14 protein-coding genes are annotated in these 18,218 nt (G+C 44.9%); 1 reads left to right on the top strand and 13 read right to left on the bottom strand.

The genetic code is table 11. The features are described 5' to 3' along the window. Positions 1-255 precede the first annotated feature (255 nt). From GFS24_RS03920 to GFS24_RS03860, 13 genes are all read right to left on the bottom strand, one after another. Positions 256-1,452 (bottom strand): hypothetical protein, encoded by a 1,197-nt coding sequence (locus tag GFS24_RS03920; RefSeq protein ID WP_153658259.1) that lies wholly within the window; start codon positions 1,450-1,452, stop codon positions 256-258. A 3-nt stretch (positions 1,453-1,455) separates the two neighbouring features. Further along, positions 1,456-2,535: a hypothetical protein gene (locus tag GFS24_RS03915; RefSeq protein WP_153658258.1), complete on the bottom strand. Its 1,080-nt coding sequence runs from the start codon at positions 2,533-2,535 to the stop codon at positions 1,456-1,458. 100 nt (positions 2,536-2,635) lie between these two features. Then, on the bottom strand, positions 2,636-3,397 hold the full coding sequence (locus GFS24_RS03910; protein WP_216647353.1) for a LuxR C-terminal-related transcriptional regulator: 762 nt from the start codon (positions 3,395-3,397) through the stop codon (positions 2,636-2,638). A gap of 9 nt (positions 3,398-3,406) precedes the next feature. Further along, complete coding sequence (locus GFS24_RS03905; protein ID WP_153658257.1) at positions 3,407-4,150, bottom strand: hypothetical protein; 744 nt, start codon at positions 4,148-4,150, stop codon at positions 3,407-3,409. A gap of 37 nt (positions 4,151-4,187) precedes the next feature. Next, positions 4,188-9,074 carry a PKD domain-containing protein gene (locus GFS24_RS03900; protein ID WP_153658256.1) on the bottom strand — a complete coding sequence of 1,629 codons (4,887 nt, stop codon included), beginning with the start codon at positions 9,072-9,074 and terminating at the stop codon, positions 4,188-4,190. A gap of 113 nt (positions 9,075-9,187) precedes the next feature. Further along, a complete protein-coding gene (locus GFS24_RS03895; RefSeq protein ID WP_173002962.1) occupies positions 9,188-9,925 on the bottom strand; it encodes a putative quinol monooxygenase in 738 nt (245 codons plus the stop codon). Between the two features lie 16 nt (positions 9,926-9,941). Beyond that, positions 9,942-10,754: a DJ-1/PfpI family protein gene (locus GFS24_RS03890; protein ID WP_153658254.1), complete on the bottom strand. Its 813-nt coding sequence runs from the start codon at positions 10,752-10,754 to the stop codon at positions 9,942-9,944. A gap of 16 nt (positions 10,755-10,770) precedes the next feature. Further along, positions 10,771-11,565 carry an alpha/beta fold hydrolase gene (locus GFS24_RS03885; protein WP_153658253.1) on the bottom strand — a complete coding sequence of 265 codons (795 nt, stop codon included), beginning with the start codon at positions 11,563-11,565 and terminating at the stop codon, positions 10,771-10,773. A 29-nt stretch (positions 11,566-11,594) separates the two neighbouring features. Beyond that, on the bottom strand, positions 11,595-12,161 hold the full coding sequence (locus GFS24_RS03880; RefSeq protein WP_153658252.1) for a carboxymuconolactone decarboxylase family protein: 567 nt from the start codon (positions 12,159-12,161) through the stop codon (positions 11,595-11,597). Between the two features lie 9 nt (positions 12,162-12,170). Then, positions 12,171-12,746 carry a cupin domain-containing protein gene (locus GFS24_RS03875; RefSeq protein ID WP_153658251.1) on the bottom strand — a complete coding sequence of 192 codons (576 nt, stop codon included), beginning with the start codon at positions 12,744-12,746 and terminating at the stop codon, positions 12,171-12,173. A gap of 11 nt (positions 12,747-12,757) precedes the next feature. Further along, entirely contained in the window at positions 12,758-12,982 is a 225-nt protein-coding gene (locus tag GFS24_RS03870) for a 2TM domain-containing protein (protein ID WP_173002961.1), read from the bottom strand. Between the two features lie 184 nt (positions 12,983-13,166). Continuing rightward, positions 13,167-15,116: a sigma-54 dependent transcriptional regulator gene (locus tag GFS24_RS03865; protein WP_153658249.1), complete on the bottom strand. Its 1,950-nt coding sequence runs from the start codon at positions 15,114-15,116 to the stop codon at positions 13,167-13,169. Then, the gene (locus GFS24_RS03860; protein WP_153658248.1) at positions 15,109-17,541 is read right to left on the bottom strand and encodes a sensor histidine kinase; all 2,433 of its coding nucleotides are present in this window, start codon (positions 17,539-17,541) and stop codon (positions 15,109-15,111) included. Before GFS24_RS03860 ends, GFS24_RS03865 begins: the two co-directional genes overlap by 8 nt. Positions 17,542-17,650: 109 nt before the next feature. On the opposite strand from GFS24_RS03860, the gene GFS24_RS03855 reads away from it, so the two are divergent. Then, positions 17,651-18,217, top strand: coding sequence for a hypothetical protein (locus GFS24_RS03855; protein ID WP_153658247.1), 567 nt, complete (start codon positions 17,651-17,653; stop codon positions 18,215-18,217). The last annotated feature ends 1 nt before the right edge of the window (position 18,218 follow it).

Below are 18,218 nucleotides of genomic sequence, written 5' to 3'. Positions count from 1 at the left end.
CAATAGTAATCCCGTAGTAATCCCGTAGCAATCCCGTATCAATCCCGTGTCAATCCCGTATCCATCCCGTATTAACCCGGGGTACCTGACAAAAAAGCATGCTCAAATCACCTCAATTGACACCAATTCCATCATAAACCCCCAATTACCGCAAAACACATCAATTCCCGCTAAATCCACCTAAAAACCTCAAATACCACCCGCTGATTTTTCCTGCCTGCATTCTCAATTTACTTTTGTTCTATTGGTGCTGCATTAAGGTTTCTCAAACAATCTCTGATCTACCGCTGCATTCACTTCATAATTAGAATAGGTCAAATGGGTGCCCGCAGGAGCATATTGATAGGAAGCCGCGTAGATGAAACCAGCTGCATTCCTTCTGTAGTCGCTTATAGTTTCAGTAACCTCAACAATTTTCCCCTGCACATTCCTGTTCATTATTTTTTTTGTTAGAAGAAAGGTTTTGGCATCAATCACCAGGTATACAACAGTTCCACTTTTACGGATCAGTTTTAGTTTGTATGCCTCCCTCCCGCCTATTGTTTCTTTTCCCAATAATTCTACCGTATTGCCTTTTGTTTTATAGTCAAACAGATCACCTGTCAGATCTAACTCTTCGGCACCTTCTCTTCTGGTTGCAGGATCTGCATCCACAGGTCTCTTCTGACGTTGTACCGGAAAGAGTGTCCAGGCAGCATTTTTAGTCATAACTGCTATATTGGCCTTGCCCTGGATCTCCATATCCATGCGCATACCATGATCATGAAGGAACCACATCTGAACAGGAACCTGTACACCCTGCGTAAGGATAGTACCTCGTGCAATGACCGACTTCATTGACTGTATCTTTTCTGCTCCACCTAATGAAGCAATAAATCTGTCTATTACATCATCTGCCGTTAGTATTGTTTTTTTATCAGCATTTAAAAACTGTTCTTTAGGAATTTTAGATCCAAGCTTTAAGGAGCTAAATACATCATCTAACTGAGTCAGCAATTTTTTCTGAGAACCATCTTCACTCCTATTAAAAAAGAACTCCAAATAATATTCTCTAACCGTTTTTGTAAGTACTCCATTGGTATAAATTTGCGTCTTTACACCTTCCGGAAAGCTCATCCGCAAAACACCTGCGCGGCCAGGATATTGCACCTGGTAAACCTCCTCTGCTTTAGCCAGGTCTATATTTTCTGTAATACACACAAATTCCTTATCTCCGGATCTTTTATTGACAACCTTTGTAGCGGTTTTGGTACTGTAAAGGACCTGGAAATTGTTTTCAGGAAAGCTTAATTCATAATCATCTTTTCCATCATTGTAAACCAACTTATCAGATCTGAGCTGGTATTGGCTGATGGCTGCAGATATAGAATCTAATTTTTCGTAGGGAATATCCTGTGCCCATAAGGTGAGAGAGCCCAATAAAAGCAGGCATGTTGCAATGATATTTTTCATAGGTTACTTTAATTTGATCGTACTTAACTTACCCTCTTTTGATACACAATAAAGTATGACGGTATTAGCAGAATTATAATTTGCTTCAAATTTGTATTCATACTCCTGCCCTAAATATGAAGCAAGCTGACTGGTATGAACAAGCACAAAACTTTGTTTTGAGAGAAACGCTGCATTGAGTTCCGCAGGATATAATTTCATCAGATGCTTTTTAATCCAACCACCTTCTGTTGCCTTTCCTTGCACCTGAATACTGTAAGTCTGCGCAAATTTTACATCGTCGGAAAAGATCGGCAAAAAAAGATCTATTGCGGGGCCCCAGACATATCTGCCAAATTCTGAGTTATACTGTGATATTGAGGTGAAATTAATTTTATTCTTTGTTAACAGGTTGTAGACGCAGTAGTTTTCAGAGTTATAAAAACCCATCAAAAGCCAACCATCATTTATGTGGCAAATGAATTTAAGGTTTGGGTCATTAAACAAATATTCTCCTTTTGAATTGACTACATCAGCCCTAAATCCACCCAGACCTCTCCCAGAGCCTGTCCTTACATCAATAATACCGAAATTTTTCAAAGCAGTTTCTGTCACTGACACATCCTGAATACTATATGTTCTATCCCACTCTGGATTTTCAAAAAGAAGTTCATCCTTTTCATTTTTAAATCCTTTTCCATTGCCGGTTACTTTCAATACGGCCTTATCACTATTCTCAATTAACCCTTTTTTAACCGGGGCATTATTTTTCACATCAGCACTTTTCGGCATCGTCACAGCAACCTCCGTCACTTTATTTTTCTCTGCCATGTCCGCCAGCTGCTTTTTACGGGCTATTTCAGCGGCCTTTTTGTCTGCTTCTCCTTTAGCGATGATCACATCATTTCTCCGCTTGTTTTCAGCATCTCTTGCTTTCTGTTCTTTCTCGATTTTCGCAACGCAGGCAGGACAAGTTGCACCATCTCCGATAGCTTTATTCTTAAATAACTTACATGCGCCCTGGCTATTATCATGTGCTTGTCCGCTTACCTGCAGTACAGTAAACATCAAACCAAACAATGTTAATAGAATTTTTATTCTCATAGGTGTATTTTTTAAAAATTAAACAAATGTACCATGGGTACCCGCCAAAAAAAATACTCCAAAAGGAGTATTCTAAGGAGTATGTTATGTAGTGTAAGGTCTAAATGATCCCCTGGATCATACAGTTCTTTATGAGTTGTGCTGTGTTCTTAGACTCCGATTTTTCCAGGATATTCTTTCTGTGTGTTTTTACCGTTAATGGGCTTATGAAGAGCAATTTGCCAATATCCTCATTGTTGTGACCATCGCCGATCAATTTGATAATGTCTATTTCTCTTTTGGAAAATTCTATCTTATTTTTCCCCTCATCTTCAAGATCTATGTTCATATAGGATGGTTGGCCCTTCAGTCCGATAAGGGATATCCGGTAAGTATTGGCATTACTCAGATGGTCTATACGGGTATGGATATTAAGGGACTTACCATATCCGCCGGTATCATCCATTGTCAACATGAGTGCCTGATGATTGAAAAGAACGTACTCTCCGTTTTTTAATCTCGCTCTGTGGCTATAACTTATTTTGTATGTCAGGAGTTGATCCCGGCCCACTTTTTCATAGAAGAATTTGGTCAAAAATGCTTCAGCTCTTACAACAAAGTCTATATCTTCCGGGTGAATTGCGCCCAATATATCGTTGAATGTTACAGTTTCCGGATTAAAACCATGCATTTCATAGAGGGAAGGACTGATATGCGAAAGTGACATATCGAAGAAGTCTATGATGTAAAAAGAAAATGGACCTGTACTGATAATAGAATTGGTCAGATCATCAAAAGAAATTTGGGTTTGAGAAGTATCTTTAATAGCCTTGTTCGAACTCCACACCTCATGCAATTGTTGTATGTTTTGCTGCAAATTCATTCTCTTTATTCATTTTACCTTTTCAAAAATATACTGTTCAACAATTGCATAATAGGAAAAGTACCCGCCCTTTTTAATATTCTCTATTACGCTTGGGTAATTCAGGATCAGGTAGCCTTTTTCATCAATTCCGATTTGTGAAACGCCTGCACTTGCCTTGACCAGCTTATACATCATCATAAATCGCCTGTTCTCAATTTTATATTTGGCAGAGATCATTCTTTTGAAATCAGTCTTTCCTGTTTCCCTGGCATAAAGTTTAAAATTATTGTCCGAAATAACGGCAAAAGCTTCTTCACTACTCTTATCCTCTAAAAGGGTGTCTGCAAGCCTGTAGTACACCTTTGTGGGAATAAATACGGAGTCATTATATCTTATTGCACGAAAACTGATCATTCGCCATGTTCCCATAAATTTCGTTGGGTCATCCACTATTGTTGCGGTGTCCAGTTGTGCATGAGGAATGATTGAATTGGGCGTCATCGTAGAAACTACGCCATTGCTGGTTTGGCTCAGGGAGGCTTGCGTTTTCCTTAAAGTGGGCGTAAGGAAATTGTAATAAATATCAAAGTCATGGTCCCAATGAGGGTACTCAAGTCTTGGTCTCGCAATTTTATAATCTAATGGGAAATTGGTAGTTGTGGCTTTAGGGATCTTTGAAAGTTGTTCAAAGTTGTTGTCCTGCGCAAAGATCTCAATGGAAGCTATGGTTAGAAATAATACCAGCAGAGTTTTAATGAAATGATTTGGCATAGTACAGGAGTATAAAATTGTTAATATATAAAAACAACTACTTGATCAATGTAACCGTACCCCTGAACAGGAAAGTAGTCCCATCTTCACACACCGTTTCAATAGCGTATACATAATTACCCATAGGCGCTATCGAATTCTTCCAGGTGCCATCCCATCCAGCACTCGCGATGTTCATCTGGAAATGCGTTCTTTCAAATACCTGGCTGCCCCATCTGTCAAAGATCCGCAACGAGGCCACTTCTTTGATGCCCCGCCCTTTGGGATAGAACCATTCATTCACCCCGTCCCTGTTAGGTGTAAAGGCAGTAGGCAGGAACACCGCTCCCTTATCGCAGGTAACCATCACCACTACTTCATCAGTAGCCTTGCAGCCATAACTGTTCTCCACTTCTACTTTATATTTGGTGGACAGATTGGGCGAAGCCATCGGTTGCGCACAAGTGGCACAGTCCAGGTTATCAGTTGGCGACCAGTTCCATCTTATAACATCCGGGCTACCCTGCCCGCGCAGTTGCACCGGCATACCTGTCATCCTGGTAAGATCTGGTCCTGCATTAATGGTGGGTGCAGGATATACACTTACCATCAGCGATGTATCATGTGTAAAGCAACCATCTGCATCATAACCGGTTACTTCATAAGTATACCAGCCTTGCTTTTTAATAATGGCCTGTGGATTAGGAATGTTTGCAGCAGCCAGCCCCTCTCCCTTCCATACATAATGATCTGCGCCCTTTACCCATAACGGCAACGCATACCCCAGGCATATGGTAGTATCCGGTGTAGCCTGTATCCGGAATGGCTGTGCCACGCGGATGCTTACGTCATCTGTATTCACGCAGCCGTTGGCGTCTGTTACCTTCACCTGGTAAGTAGTATTTATAGCAGGAGTTGCTATAGGATCAGGCACCTGCGGATTGCTTAAGTCCGGTGCGGGAGACCACTGATAAGTGATACCGCCGCCGGCACTCAGCGTAGTGCTTTTGCCGAGGCATATAACCGTTGATGCTGCGCTTGCATTGATCACCGGTTTAGGTTGTATTGTAATATTATGAAGCGCTGTATCGCTACAGCCATCTTTACTCGCAACAATGAGTACGGCTCCGGAAAGGCCCGGCTTGCTATAAGTCTGGTTAGTTGGTAGCTGCACATTGCTGGTATTACCATTGTCAAAATCCCATTTCCAGGTAACATCATTCACTTTGCTCACCGCTCCGCTGAAACTTACCGCCTCATCCTGGCAGGCCTGTAACGGCGCGGTAATAGTCGCTACAGGTTTGGGATAAGCATATACTGTTTTGCTCACCGTTTGCGTACAGCCATAAGCGGTAGTAGTGGTAAGTGTGAAATTATATCCCTGTGTTTTATCCAGGTAAAAACGAGGTGTGGCAGTGGTTTCATTTTCCACCTGCAGTGCAGCATCAAATGTCCATTTGTATTCTGCTTCTTCTTTCAGTTCATCAATGGAATAACTGGAGAAGGTGGGCGCAAAAGCGATCCAGCCTTCATCACACACAAATTCCGGTGTTGCCGTTAGTTTTACATCCAGTTTGTCTATCACGATAGGGCCATCCAGGAAAGCAGTACCCTTGCAACCTGCCTGATCTGAGAGGATGAGGCGCGGTTTATAAATGCCAGGCTCTTTGAAAGTATGTTTGATGGTAGACTCCGTTGTTTCTATCACATTACCATCCGTAAAATCCCAGGCAAAATTAACAGCATTCACGGCACTTACATTGAACTCGATCTCTTTGGACAGGCAGCCGCCTTTGGCCGATGTGGTGATAGTAGCATAAGGCCCCTTTACCTCTACTTCCTGTTCATATTCATCTTCAGTAGCCGCATCACCCACTACTTTCAGCTTCACTTTATATTTCCCTGCATAGGTATAAGTATGAGAAGGATTGCTGATAGTAGCAAAACTCCCATCACCAAAATCCCAATAGGAACTGGAAGCGTTAACGGATGTATTGGTGAAACGGGCTATCACCGGCGGACAGCCGCTATTATTCACAAACGACGTAGTGACGGTGAAATTTGCACTGACACTGGAAACCTTCACCTGTTTTTTAGCACTGTCAGCACAGCCATTATTGTCTTTTACCAAAAGTTTCACCGTGTAAATACCTTTATCAGGATAGGTTTTGGACGGGCTGTTTTGTACAGAGGAAGTATTGTCTCCGAAGTCCCAGTTGTAAGTAGCATTACCCCCTGTTTCCGTAGTATAATTGTAAAAATATACAGTACCACCCGGCCGTATCAGTGTAACACTGGGATTAAAATCCGCATTAGGACCATTCACCTGGAAATAGGCACCCATGGCTGTGGTGTTGGTGCAACCGTCCTGATCAGTGACCGTAAGCCTGGGATAGAAACGGCCGGATTTATTGTACGTGTATTTGAAAGGAGGTGCCGTAAATATCTTTGCGCCAGTACCATCACCAAAATCCCATGACCACGTTTTTATGGGCTTCCCTTTGGAAACATCCGTCTGATCAATAAAGGTGAGTTCCGTGCCCCGGCATTCCAGCACAGGCGGAGAGAGGAATTTAGCCAACGGCCCGTGTACATCCACAACAACCCCGTTGCTGGTATCCGGGCATCCCTGCAAGTTATATGCTATCAGGCGGATGGTATCCTTACCGGGTTTCAGGTTTGTAAAACTGGCCTTCTCATAATTGTAAGGATAATAATCCCAGTAGCCGGGCGTGCCATCTGAAGAGCGCCACGAAAAACTGTTACTGTACGTGCTATATATAGCTCTGTCTGCAGACACGAGGCTGGCCGTGAGGGTTTCATTACCACATAACGTTATCTTGTCTGTGGTAATGACAACGGGCGATGGCGCGTACACATTTATATTCAGTGAATCGGAACTCGTACAGGTTCCATCTGTAACCGTCAGCTTTACCTTGTACCCGCCTGTTTTGTCGTATTTATGTTTGGGGTTTGTTTTTGTTGTGTAGGTATCCTCCTTTCCATCTCCCCAGCTCCATTTCCAGCTGGTAATGGTGCCGACGGACCTTTCTTCGAAGCCGATCTCTGTGCGGTTAGCGCAGTTAATGGGTTGCATGGAAAAGCGCGGGAAAGGATTCACAGCTTTGATATAGGCCGTTTTGGTGATCTTTTCAGAGCAGGCGACATTTGAAACAGTCAGGGTTACTGTATAGGTGCCGGGCTCTCTGTAGCTATGCGCCGTATTCTGCGTGTAGTCACCATAATAGCTGCCATCACCAAAATTCCAGCTCCAGACGTTGCCCACATCTGTGGTGCCGTTGAAATGCACCCAGTTATTGCCACAGATCTGGGGTGCTTCCGGCGATGAAAAATCTGGTTTGGGTTTTTTATATACCCGGATAGTGCTAAAGCCATTCATGCCCACTGTTCCTTTACAACCATTGGCTGTTGTATAGGTAAGCCTTACCTGGTAGGTGCCTGCGTTATTAAATGTATGAGATGGCGTAGCGAGTGCCGATTTAGGACTGCCATCGCCAAAGTCCCATTCATAGGTGGCAATGGGATCCCTGGTATTCACAGAGCTGTAAAAAGAAGGAGTTATTCCTTCACAGCCCTCAACAATACTTGCATAGGCAAAAACCTCCGGTTTTACCACTTCTACAAGACGATCTGTTGTACTGGAGCAGCCGGATGCATTGCTGGCCGTAAGCTTTATGTAGAAATACCCCAGGCTGTTGTAAGTGACCGTGGGATTCTGCTGGGTGGACGATTGCCCGTTGCCAAAATTCCAGCTCCAGCTGGTAGCGCCCTGCGATTTGTCTGTTAGTTTCAACGTAGCAGGCACATCGCAGATAGCAGCCTGATCGCTTGAAAAATCAGCTTTCGGCGTAGGTTTTACCTCAAAATCTTTAGATACGGTTTCGCGGCATTTGCCATAATCTGCCGTCATGGTCACCTTTACAGTGCCGGGGGTAGAAGGATTATAAGAAGGAGAGGTACCATAGCTACTAATGAAACCTTTGTCAACACTCCAGGTAAGGGCGTTTGCCTGCGGATTATTGATAGCATTGATGGTGATATACTGGTTACTCTCACAGATGCTGGCCGGTAACTGGAAATCTGTTTTAAAGTTGGCCACATTGATATCTTCGGATGTTTTGGTAGCGGTACAACCTTTATCGCTGGTAACAGTGAGTTTTACTTTGTAAATGCCCTTGGCCTCATAATTATGCGGAGCAGGATTAGCATCTGAAGCCGTACCACCATCGCCAAAATCCCATAGATAAGTAAGGTTACCCGGACCAGTAGTGGCGTTATTGATGGTCAGCGCTCCGGGAGCCGTGCAAAGGAATTTATCAGGCACCGTAAAATTGGCCACCAGTGTGGCCGCCGCGTCTACAATATTGCTGATCTGTTTCGATGCCGTGCAGCCGTTGCTGTTAGTTACAGTGAGGGTAACCGTGGGCGACAATACATTGTTATAAGTATGCATCGGGCTGCTCCCGGAACCGGTAGCGCCATCCCCGAAATCCCAGCTATAGGCAGTGATGGTCCCATTCACAGGATTCGACTTGTCCGTAAAAGTAACATTAAAGGGTATGCAGCCTTTGGCAGGGCCTGCGGTAAAATCCGGCTGGGGCTTTTCCCATACGGTAACGGTTTTTTCCACAGTACTGCTGGCGCCTGCAGCATTCTTCACGGTCAATGTTACCTTGTAGGTACCAGGCGTTGTATAAGAAGCGCTGGGGCTTTGCTGCGTAGAGGTGGAGCCATTCCCCAGGTTCCACTGCCAGGAAACAGGGGTACCGGTAGAGTTATCCGTAAATTTAGTGATCAGGCTTTCGCAATCGCTTGTTTTACTGGGTGTAAAATTAGCGGTTAGCTGCTGCGCCTGAGCAGCAATGCTCAGCATTACAAAAAACACGGTATAGGCAAAGGCTGCTGCTTTGGTACTTAGGGACATGAAAAACCAATTCGAGCCTGAAAAGTACGCAAAAATATTAACTCCCCGTAACGTCCAATGCTGATCTGATCAGGGAATTGCCCGAACTTATTCAGGATCAGGGCTGATTTAATTTACTCTTCCCGGAATAGCGGTGCAAATTCGATCAGCCGGTGAAGCCCTTTCTCAAATGGCTGCTCTTTGATAGAAGTTCGCAGGTATGCTATAACTGGTTCAACGGCAGGGATCTTTAGATGATATTGAAATGCGGCCTCGTTACGGAATTTCTCATACGTAATAAACTTTGTCTTATCATCAGATACCTGGCTGAGTTGATAGGTCAAAACCCCTGGCTCGCTCCGGAATTCAGGCATGGCAACATGATAGAGCGATTTAAAAACAGACTCCGTACCTTCCTTCGCATCTACAAACAACATGATTGTTATAGGCTGATCACCGATCTTAAACGTTTTCCGGTAGGCCTCTTTGGAAATAGGTTCCAGGTCTTCCGCGAAAACAATATCAACCGGTGATGCCAGCCCATCCTTTGTTAAAGCGAGGATGGCTTTCGCCACCCCGCTTTTTATATTTTCATCATGAAAACTCCGGCTGCTCCACCGCTCAATCATCCATATGCCGGAAGGGTTCCCCTCCTCATAATATGCTTCTGCCATTATATTGCCGTCTGCCTTCAGGGAACTAAAAACATAATTCCACAAGGCCTTCCGGAACTTTTGCTGGTAGGGAGGTTTAACGTCGTAATGCGTTAACACCATTATCACAGCACTATCTGAGGGTTGTGCCTGTAAGCTGTTCTCCCCTGCTACAATAAGGGATAACACAGCCAGCCACCATATCTTAAAACGTTTCATGGCTATAGATTTAAAATCATTTTTTGAGCAACCAGTTCTCAACAGCTCTTGAAAAATCGGCCACGTCGATCGGATGCCTGCTGGTGATGATGTTACCATCCGTCACTACAGGTTCATCAGTTACTATTCCGCCTGCATTTTTCAGATCAACCTGGATATTCCAGTAACCCGTGAGCTTTCTTCCTTTAAGGATATCAGCCGATGCCAGCACAACGGGCGCATGGCAAATAGCCGCTATCAGTTTTTTTGATCCGGAAAAGTCCTGAATGAATTTGATCACGTCTTTATCATAGCGGAGGTTATCCGGATTCCAGGCGCCACCGGGAATAAATACCGCATCATAATCGCTTACTTTTGCCTGGTCCGCCGTAAGATCGAATTTGATCCACCCTACAGGCTGCAGGTACTGAATAGCCATGATGTGTGTTTTTGACATCTCCGGGTAGCTCAAACCAAATCTTTCCGGAGCCGGATTAAATTTTGGCGCCACAATATCTACCCTGGCACCCAGTTGTCTGAAATACCAAACAGGCCCTGTTAATTCGATCTCTTCAAAACCATCCGCTGCTATCACGGCAATCCTCTTGCCCTGCAATGTTTTTTCCTTAACAGGTGTAAAGAAAAAAGCCCTCAATGCCTCATTGCCGGGTGCGTTCAGCAATTGTGATACAGGCATGTTCACCACCGCTGTAGCAGTAGTCAGTTGATTCATTACATCCAGTTCATGCAGCTTCACCTGCTCCGCTTTAACTTTTACCTGGGCGTTTACATGTACTATAGCAGGTACACTTAACAGACTTGCCAGCATCATTTGATAAATTGTTTTCATGGTGAATGTTTTGATGTTATTGTTTTCCAATTTTAAGCAGCAGCTCAGAGAGCTCACCCGGCTGAGACAAAAATGGGGAGTGGCTGGTGTTCACAGAATAGATCTCTTTGATACCAGCGCCGGCAATCATTTTGTCCTGAAGCCCCGGTGAGATCACGATATCCCGGAGTGTTCTGATGTACACTTTCTCCACTGCACCAAAATTTGCCTGCGTTAGTGTAACCTTACCCGTAAAGGGAATAGCCGGCTCAGCACGGTAGTTGTCCAGTACACGTTGTTTCACCGCTTCGGAGCCATCCTGTATAAAAAGCCAGGTCAGGCTGTCCCGCTTCACGTCCAGCGTTAACTGATCCGCTGAGGGAGTCAGTAAGGGCCCCAGTTTGGAGTCAGGATCAGCGTATGCCAGGTCAGTAAGTGCCTGCCCTGAGGAAGGAAGAAAAGCGCCCACGTATACCAGCTTCCTGATCTTTGATGGGATCTTCTCCGCCACATGTGTGATCACCATTCCGCCCAAACTATGTCCTACAAGGATCACACTGCTGTCTGCCGCTGAAATAGCATCGATCACTTTATCCCTGTACACATCAAGGCTTAGCAGATGTGCAGGCGTTGTGTCAGCGCCATGCCCGGGAAGCTCCACTACAATTACCTTGTTACCGTTTTCAGAAAGATGAGACTGAACCGAATCCCAAACATAGGGTGCCTGCCACGCTCCGTGGACCAGCACATAAGTCTGCGGAGCAGCATCCGGCTTCTTCGCATTATTGCCGCATCCGGCTGTTATGGAAATGATCACTGCTGAAAGTAGCATTGTAATTGTTTTGTTCATTTTTATTTGTTTTAAATATTATCAGGTGCAGGTATATCAAAGCCATTTAAGATCATCGCGATGAAACTATATCCGCCGATCAGGAAAAAGAGCTCCGCTACACCATCTTGCCCAAGTACCTGTACGGCGTGCTGATAGGTTGAATCCGCCACAACATGACCGCTCACCAGTGAAGCCGCAATAATATGCGCCATGTGCTCTTCTTCACTTAAACCAACCGGATGACCGCCCGCTGCAAGTGTTGCGATATGGATGGATGAAAGACCGGAAACCGCTCCCATGATCTCATGTGCATATAATTCAAAACGGGCTCTAAAGGCGCCTCCTACAGTGAGTATAGCTACCTCCCGAACGGTTTTTGCCAATCTCCCCTGCGTGTCCAGTGTTCTCAGAAAGCTCAGAGCGGGAATACCAAACTGCGGGTATTGGAGCATTGGCGGGAAAGGCCCCAGCAATGCTCCCCCGGCATTCAGCATGGTTACCTGGCTTTGACTCCGGCCAACGAGGCCGGCAATCTCATCATGAACGAAACGGACTTCGGGGCTAAGGGTATCCGGCAATAAAGGTTTGATACGCATAAGGATGTTTTAACTTGATACAAGTTCGTTGGTAAACTGTCCGTCTATCAGGATGAAGGCCATCCGGCAAACCTTGCCGGAACGGTTTGCCCAGGCGTGGTTTGTTCCGCATTGTATAACTATATCGCCGGCCTTGATCGTTACTTCGGCAAGATCCAGCACAAGAGTGATCTCCCCTTCCAGCACAATGCCATAATCAACTGTTTGTGTCCGGTGCATCAATGGATGAGGTGCGCCTTCTGCTGATGTGGAAGCTTTTTCGTCTCCCATCGATTTGAATTTAGCGGCGGCATCAGCTCCTGTTAGCCTGCGGATCTCTTCTCCTTCCGGTGGAAACTCTATCACCCGCATCCTCGTTCCTTTTTTGGGAGGAGGTAACACCAACCCTTCTTCAGCATGTTCCCCGGGTTGAGAAAGAATTAAAGCAGGTGTTTCCATCGTATGCCATACTTCGAAAAAAGTAGGGCCACCAGGGCCGCCTACCAATTGTGTATGAACAGGTGGTGCATCAGAAATAATGATGGCTTTCCCCGCTGCATCATGACCTGTTACAACACGTCTGAATGTTTTTTGTGGTAACTCCATGGTTATTTCTTTTAGCTGTTCTTTGGTTTTTTGAAAACAAATACGCCGAGGTAGTGAAAGAGTACGCCTACTGCCCATGCAGGTGTAGACCATAACGGCCATGGGTAGGTTCTGTCTGTTAAATACCATACCAGCCAGATAACCGGAGTAGCCAGCAGGAATACAATGAAATGAATTCTGAATCCCTTTGCTGCATCAATAGGTGCAGGGGTCTCCCATTTTGTTGAATTTGTCATACGAATAGTTTTGCCCATTAAGGCTATTTGTATGCCATTCAACCGAAGCAGCAAAGATGCAGTAGCAATAACCTGAGGATCAATTCATTTGAATTGACAGGCATAAGTGAAGTAAGCTATAAGCCCCGAAAATGTCGTGGGTTAACGGGCAGAAGCCCCGAAAATTCCGGGGTATCCCTATCGGTTATATGTTTTCAGAAGGATCAGTAAAATCCTGTCGTTTAATATTCAGCTTCGTCATTTTTGATTCCAGGGTGCTGGGTTTGATATTCAATAATTCTGCAGCCCCTGCGGCTCCGCGTATCCGGCCTTTTGTTCTTTTCAGAAAAGAAATGATATATTCTCTTTCCGTTTGTTGCTGGATCTGTTTTACATCTTCAAAGGTATTGATAGTAGTTTGCTCTGGCGTAGCTACACTAAAGCTCCGCATTAATTGTAATTTTGATCTGCCATCATTGAGTACAACGGATTGCTCAATAATATTTTCGAGTTCGCGGATATTTCCCGGCCAGTGCCAGGCATACATTTTTTCCATCATCGGATCCGCAATGCCATTAAATGGCTTATTCAGTTCTTTGCAAAATTTGTCTGCAAAGAATATGGCCAGTGTTTCGATATCCGTTTTTCGCTCGCGCAATGGTGGCAGGGTGAGCGGAAACACATTCAGCCGGTAATACAGATCAAGCCGGAAATTTCGTTCTGCTACCTCCTTTTCCAGGTTCCGGTTAGTGGCCGCCACGATGCGAACATTCACCTTCACAGCTGAAGTACCGCCCACGTATTCGATCTCCCGTTCCTGCAGAACACGCAATAATTTCACCTGCATGCTCAATGGTAATTCTCCGATCTCATCTAAAAAGATAGTTCCTCCGTCAGCCAGTTCAAATTTCCCTTTCCTTTTCTCAACAGCGCCGGTAAAAGCACCTTTTACATGTCCAAACAATTCTGATTCTATCAATGCTGCCGGGATAGCCGCACAATTCACCTTTACAAACGGACCATTCTTCCGGGGCGAAAGCTGGTGGATCGATTGTGCCACGCTCTCTTTTCCCGTGCCGCTTTCTCCTAATATCAGCACGGAAGTTGTATAGGGCGCCACCTGCGCTGCGAGGTCCAGTGCAGTCAACAATAAATGATGGTTGCCGATAATACCTTTGAATACCTTGTTATCCGTCTTTATAGCAGCTGGCCGGTGATCCGCTTCCATGGAAGATGTTTCAGCATATACTGTTTTATTGGCAACGTCTTCCAGGCCCGTTTTCAAACGGTTCAACAGGGCAATATGATCTTTGTTGTAGGTATCAGCCTGCCGGCTGTAAAAGAAATAATGAACAGATAATCCATATCCAAGTGCTATCGGAAATACGAGATAGGATTCCAGCCGCAAACAATCCATCAGTTTTCTTTGCAGCAGATTGCTGTTTGGGTGTTTACTGGTCTCCTCGTTATAAATACCGGCATAGTTGTCGCTATCAGTTTTTTCAATGATGCCGGCAATTACATCCTTAGTTAAACCGGAAATGGTCATCCATTCTTTTTCACCGATAAACTGGTATTCATTGAATCCGGTGCGCAAATACCCCGTATCCGTGAACTGTTTGGCATCCAGCGGCCTGATCCCGCATGTTATAAAATCAAATGGTATATAGGATTGCATCACACCGGCCATCTTCAGGAGCGATTCCCTGGCACTCAGCGCTTCATCGCTTATTTCCGTAATGTCCTTCTGCAACTCTTCTTCGCGCCTCAGTTTTGATTCAAGGCTATGCTGGTGGAGATACCAGGCAATTTCCAGTGCAACCAGCAGGTCCTTTTCCCTGACCGGCTTCACCAGGAATCCATAAGGCTCTGTTGTTTTTGCTTCTTCGAGTATGGGCTGGTTGGCATAAGCAGATAAGTAAATAAAAGGGATGTGATCAGCTCTTAATTTCCGGGCAATATCAATACCAGACAATTTTCCTTTAAGCCTGATATCAAGCAGTACAAGGTCTGGTTTGCATTGCTGGATACACTCCTGCGCTTCCCGTACCGAAGCAGCACTACCGGTTATCGTATAACCAGCATCCTCCAGTATCATCTGCAGGTTGTTGGCTACAATAAATTCATCCTCTACGATCAGTATTTTCTTACTCATACAACTGGTTATTTAAAGCGCTAAACCGGATGAATATATGCACCCCATTGTTGCTTTCAATACTATAGGTTCCGTCTAACTGCCGGGTAAGTCCCCGCATCAGGCTAAACCCCAGCGAATTTGGTTTCGATACTTTAACATCCAAAGGCAGGCCGATACCATTGTCTGATATGTCCAGCAGTAAATGATCGGCACCGCTATTTTTCAAACTGATCCGCACAATACCTTTCTGTTGCCCCGGGAATGCATATTTAATGGCATTTACAATGGCTTCATTGATGATCAGGCCCAGCGGAATGGCTTTTGCCACGTCCAGTTTTAAGGGCTCAACATCCTGCTCAATAACGGCATGGCTGCTGGTGTCAAAGCTGTCCTGCAGGTAGCTGATCAGTTCATCGATATAGTGAGGCATGCTGATCGAGGAGCTATTTTCCGATTGATACAGTTTCTGATGGATCAGGGATATGGCCTGCACCCTTCGCTGGCTGTCATTTATAGCCGTGAGCGCTGCATCATTGTCTATGTACCTGGATTGCGAATCGAGCAGGCTCATGATGATCTGAAGATTGTTCTTCACGCGGTGATGGATCTCTTTCAATAACCATTCCTTGTCCGCCAGCAGATCCTCCAGCTGTCCGTTCTTATGCGTGATTATTTGATTACTCCTTTGTTTTAACCGGTTTTGGCGGTATAACAGCACGGCAATGATCACTACTGCTGCAATGCCTGCAAGGGTTAAATTCTTTACAAGTGCTGTTTGTTTTGCCTGCAGATTTAATGCAGCAATCTGAATTTCCTTTTCCTGCGTTTCGTAAACTACCTGAAGCTCTTCTGCCTGCCGTATTTTTGTTACTTTAAAATTGGAATCAAGCAGCTTCGCATATTCCTTATAATGGGATATGACGGATGCTTTATCACCTAACGCAGAATCGGCATCAATCATTAGATGATATGCCTGCAGATCATTCATTATGGTGTGAGACCCATAAGAAGGGATCAGGAAGTATTTTTCAAGGTATTCTTTTGCCTGCTGATATTGCCCACGCTTAAAAAAGGCCTCTGCAGACCGAAAAATGACCGAAGATCTCCTGAGCGGCCCCCGGATAGCTTCGGCCACCGTTTCCAGGGAATCCATCTTCTTTATATGTATTTCGGCTACCCCTAACTCATTCAGGTGTGTATAACAATAAGCAAGTGTGTGGTGATAAAAGAACAGATCCGAGACAGACACAGGGCTGGCCACCTTTTTTGAAAAATCCTGCACAAGCTGGAGGGCTTCTTTTGCACGGCCTTCTTTATTCATATGATGAATTACAGCCAGCAGGATATTGTACCCAGCCGGATTGCGATCAATGATAAAACGTGCTATTGCTTTTTGCGCCATGTCCAATCCCTCCTTCGGCCTGTCCTCAAAATCGTATAATTGTGATAGCCGGCTATAAAAATAGGCCCACCCGATGCTGTCACGACAGCTTTCTGCCACTTTTATCGTTTGACGGGTGTACCGGTATGGCTCCCCGAATTTCCCCTGAAATAACGTGATCATAGCAAGCACATCTGTATTGTAATGCGTATACGGGAACCGGATGGCTTCCGCCAGCGAAAGCGCTTTCAAAAAGGCTTCATATGCTTTTTGATGCTGGCCGATGGCAGTGAACACATACCCTACGTCAGTCACCACATTGATCTCCCCTTCTATGTCACCCAGGCTGTGATAGCGGTCTGCGGCCAGTTGCAGATCGGTCACCTTTCTTTGAAAAGTGGTCTGCATAACAGTGGTGTACATACCACGCCATGCAATTGTCCTCGCCTCCATTTCCTTATCACCTGCTTTCCTGCATGCATCGATCAGGATATTGCAGATGGAATCACCTTTATTATCATTCCCCTGGAGATATACTTTTCCCAGCAGGCAAAGCGCTATGCGCCCCCACCTTTCCTCCTTCAGGACTTTACTTTCTTTGACAGCTTTATGTAAAAAATATTCAACACTGTCCTTATACCGGGCATAACTGCCGGGCTGAAAAGTATAATAAGCACCCAGTAACAGCAATAATTGCAGATGATCCCTGCCGGTTGCTGCTGAAAGGAAACGAATACCCGTGGCCGGGTCTCCCTGGTCGATCCATTTTGATCGTGCAAACAATTGCTGATCACCAAATCCTTCTGCCAGAACGGAAAACCTGCTCAGGCCAAGAGAACGGCTGGCTAATAATAAACAGCTGTCCTGGTCAGTCAGCGCCTCTTTGGCAACGTACAGGAAAGTGCCGCTAAGCAACAAATTAAGCCGTTGCCAGGATTCTTTATCCTGATCCGGAGGATAATAAGCATAGGCTGAAATCTCTGGCCGTGTCACTGATTGGGACCGTGCGCCGGCAGACAGGAGTAAACAGGACAACATACCTATCAGTATCACCCTGAACATAGGCTCTCTATATTTTGGTTAGGGAAGGTGTTACCCAATGTAGGAATTTACAGATGATAATGCAAGGGTTACTTTTTGCAGGTTGGCGTATAAACAGGAAACTAACAACATGAAATCCAGATACCTCCTTTTATCGTTCTTAGTGACCTGCCTTTCCTATTCCTGCACAGATGTTCCCATATCAGACAACACCCAGATCCTCAACCGTCAAATTTTAGGCTATTGGCAGACAAATGACAGCACCGCCTTCAGCTTTACGGAAAAAGAGGCCACTAAGGCCGTATTCGAGTCTTATGAGTATGACCCCGGTAAAGATGAATATGTTGCTGAGGCGGATCCTGCCGGTGTTCATTTCTGGGATCTTATGATCGACGGGCACAATCATCAGTTTATCAGTATTGGAGGTAAAGATGGCAGCCTGTTAAGTCTGGAATATAGTTTTAACGCAGCTGGTGATCTGGAAATAAAGGGCATTGAACCGGATCTTCCATATGCAAATAAAACAAGTAATGCCCTTCCCGCTGAGTTTAAAACTTCACTAAATTTCCAGCAATATGTAAAAGAAAAGATCAGTGCGGCTGATTTTTACAGGGATCCCTTCTTATCCAAACGACGTTGGGCCTTTACATTACTCCAAAAACCGGCAGAGAAGACCGGCATTCAAAATTTACAGTAAA

It is taken from the genome of Chitinophaga sp. SYP-B3965 (assembly GCF_009647655.1).
Lineage (GTDB): Bacteria > Bacteroidota > Bacteroidia > Chitinophagales > Chitinophagaceae > Chitinophaga.
Note: the sequence above shows the minus strand (reverse complement) of the source record. Positions and strands in the feature narration are given on the sequence as shown.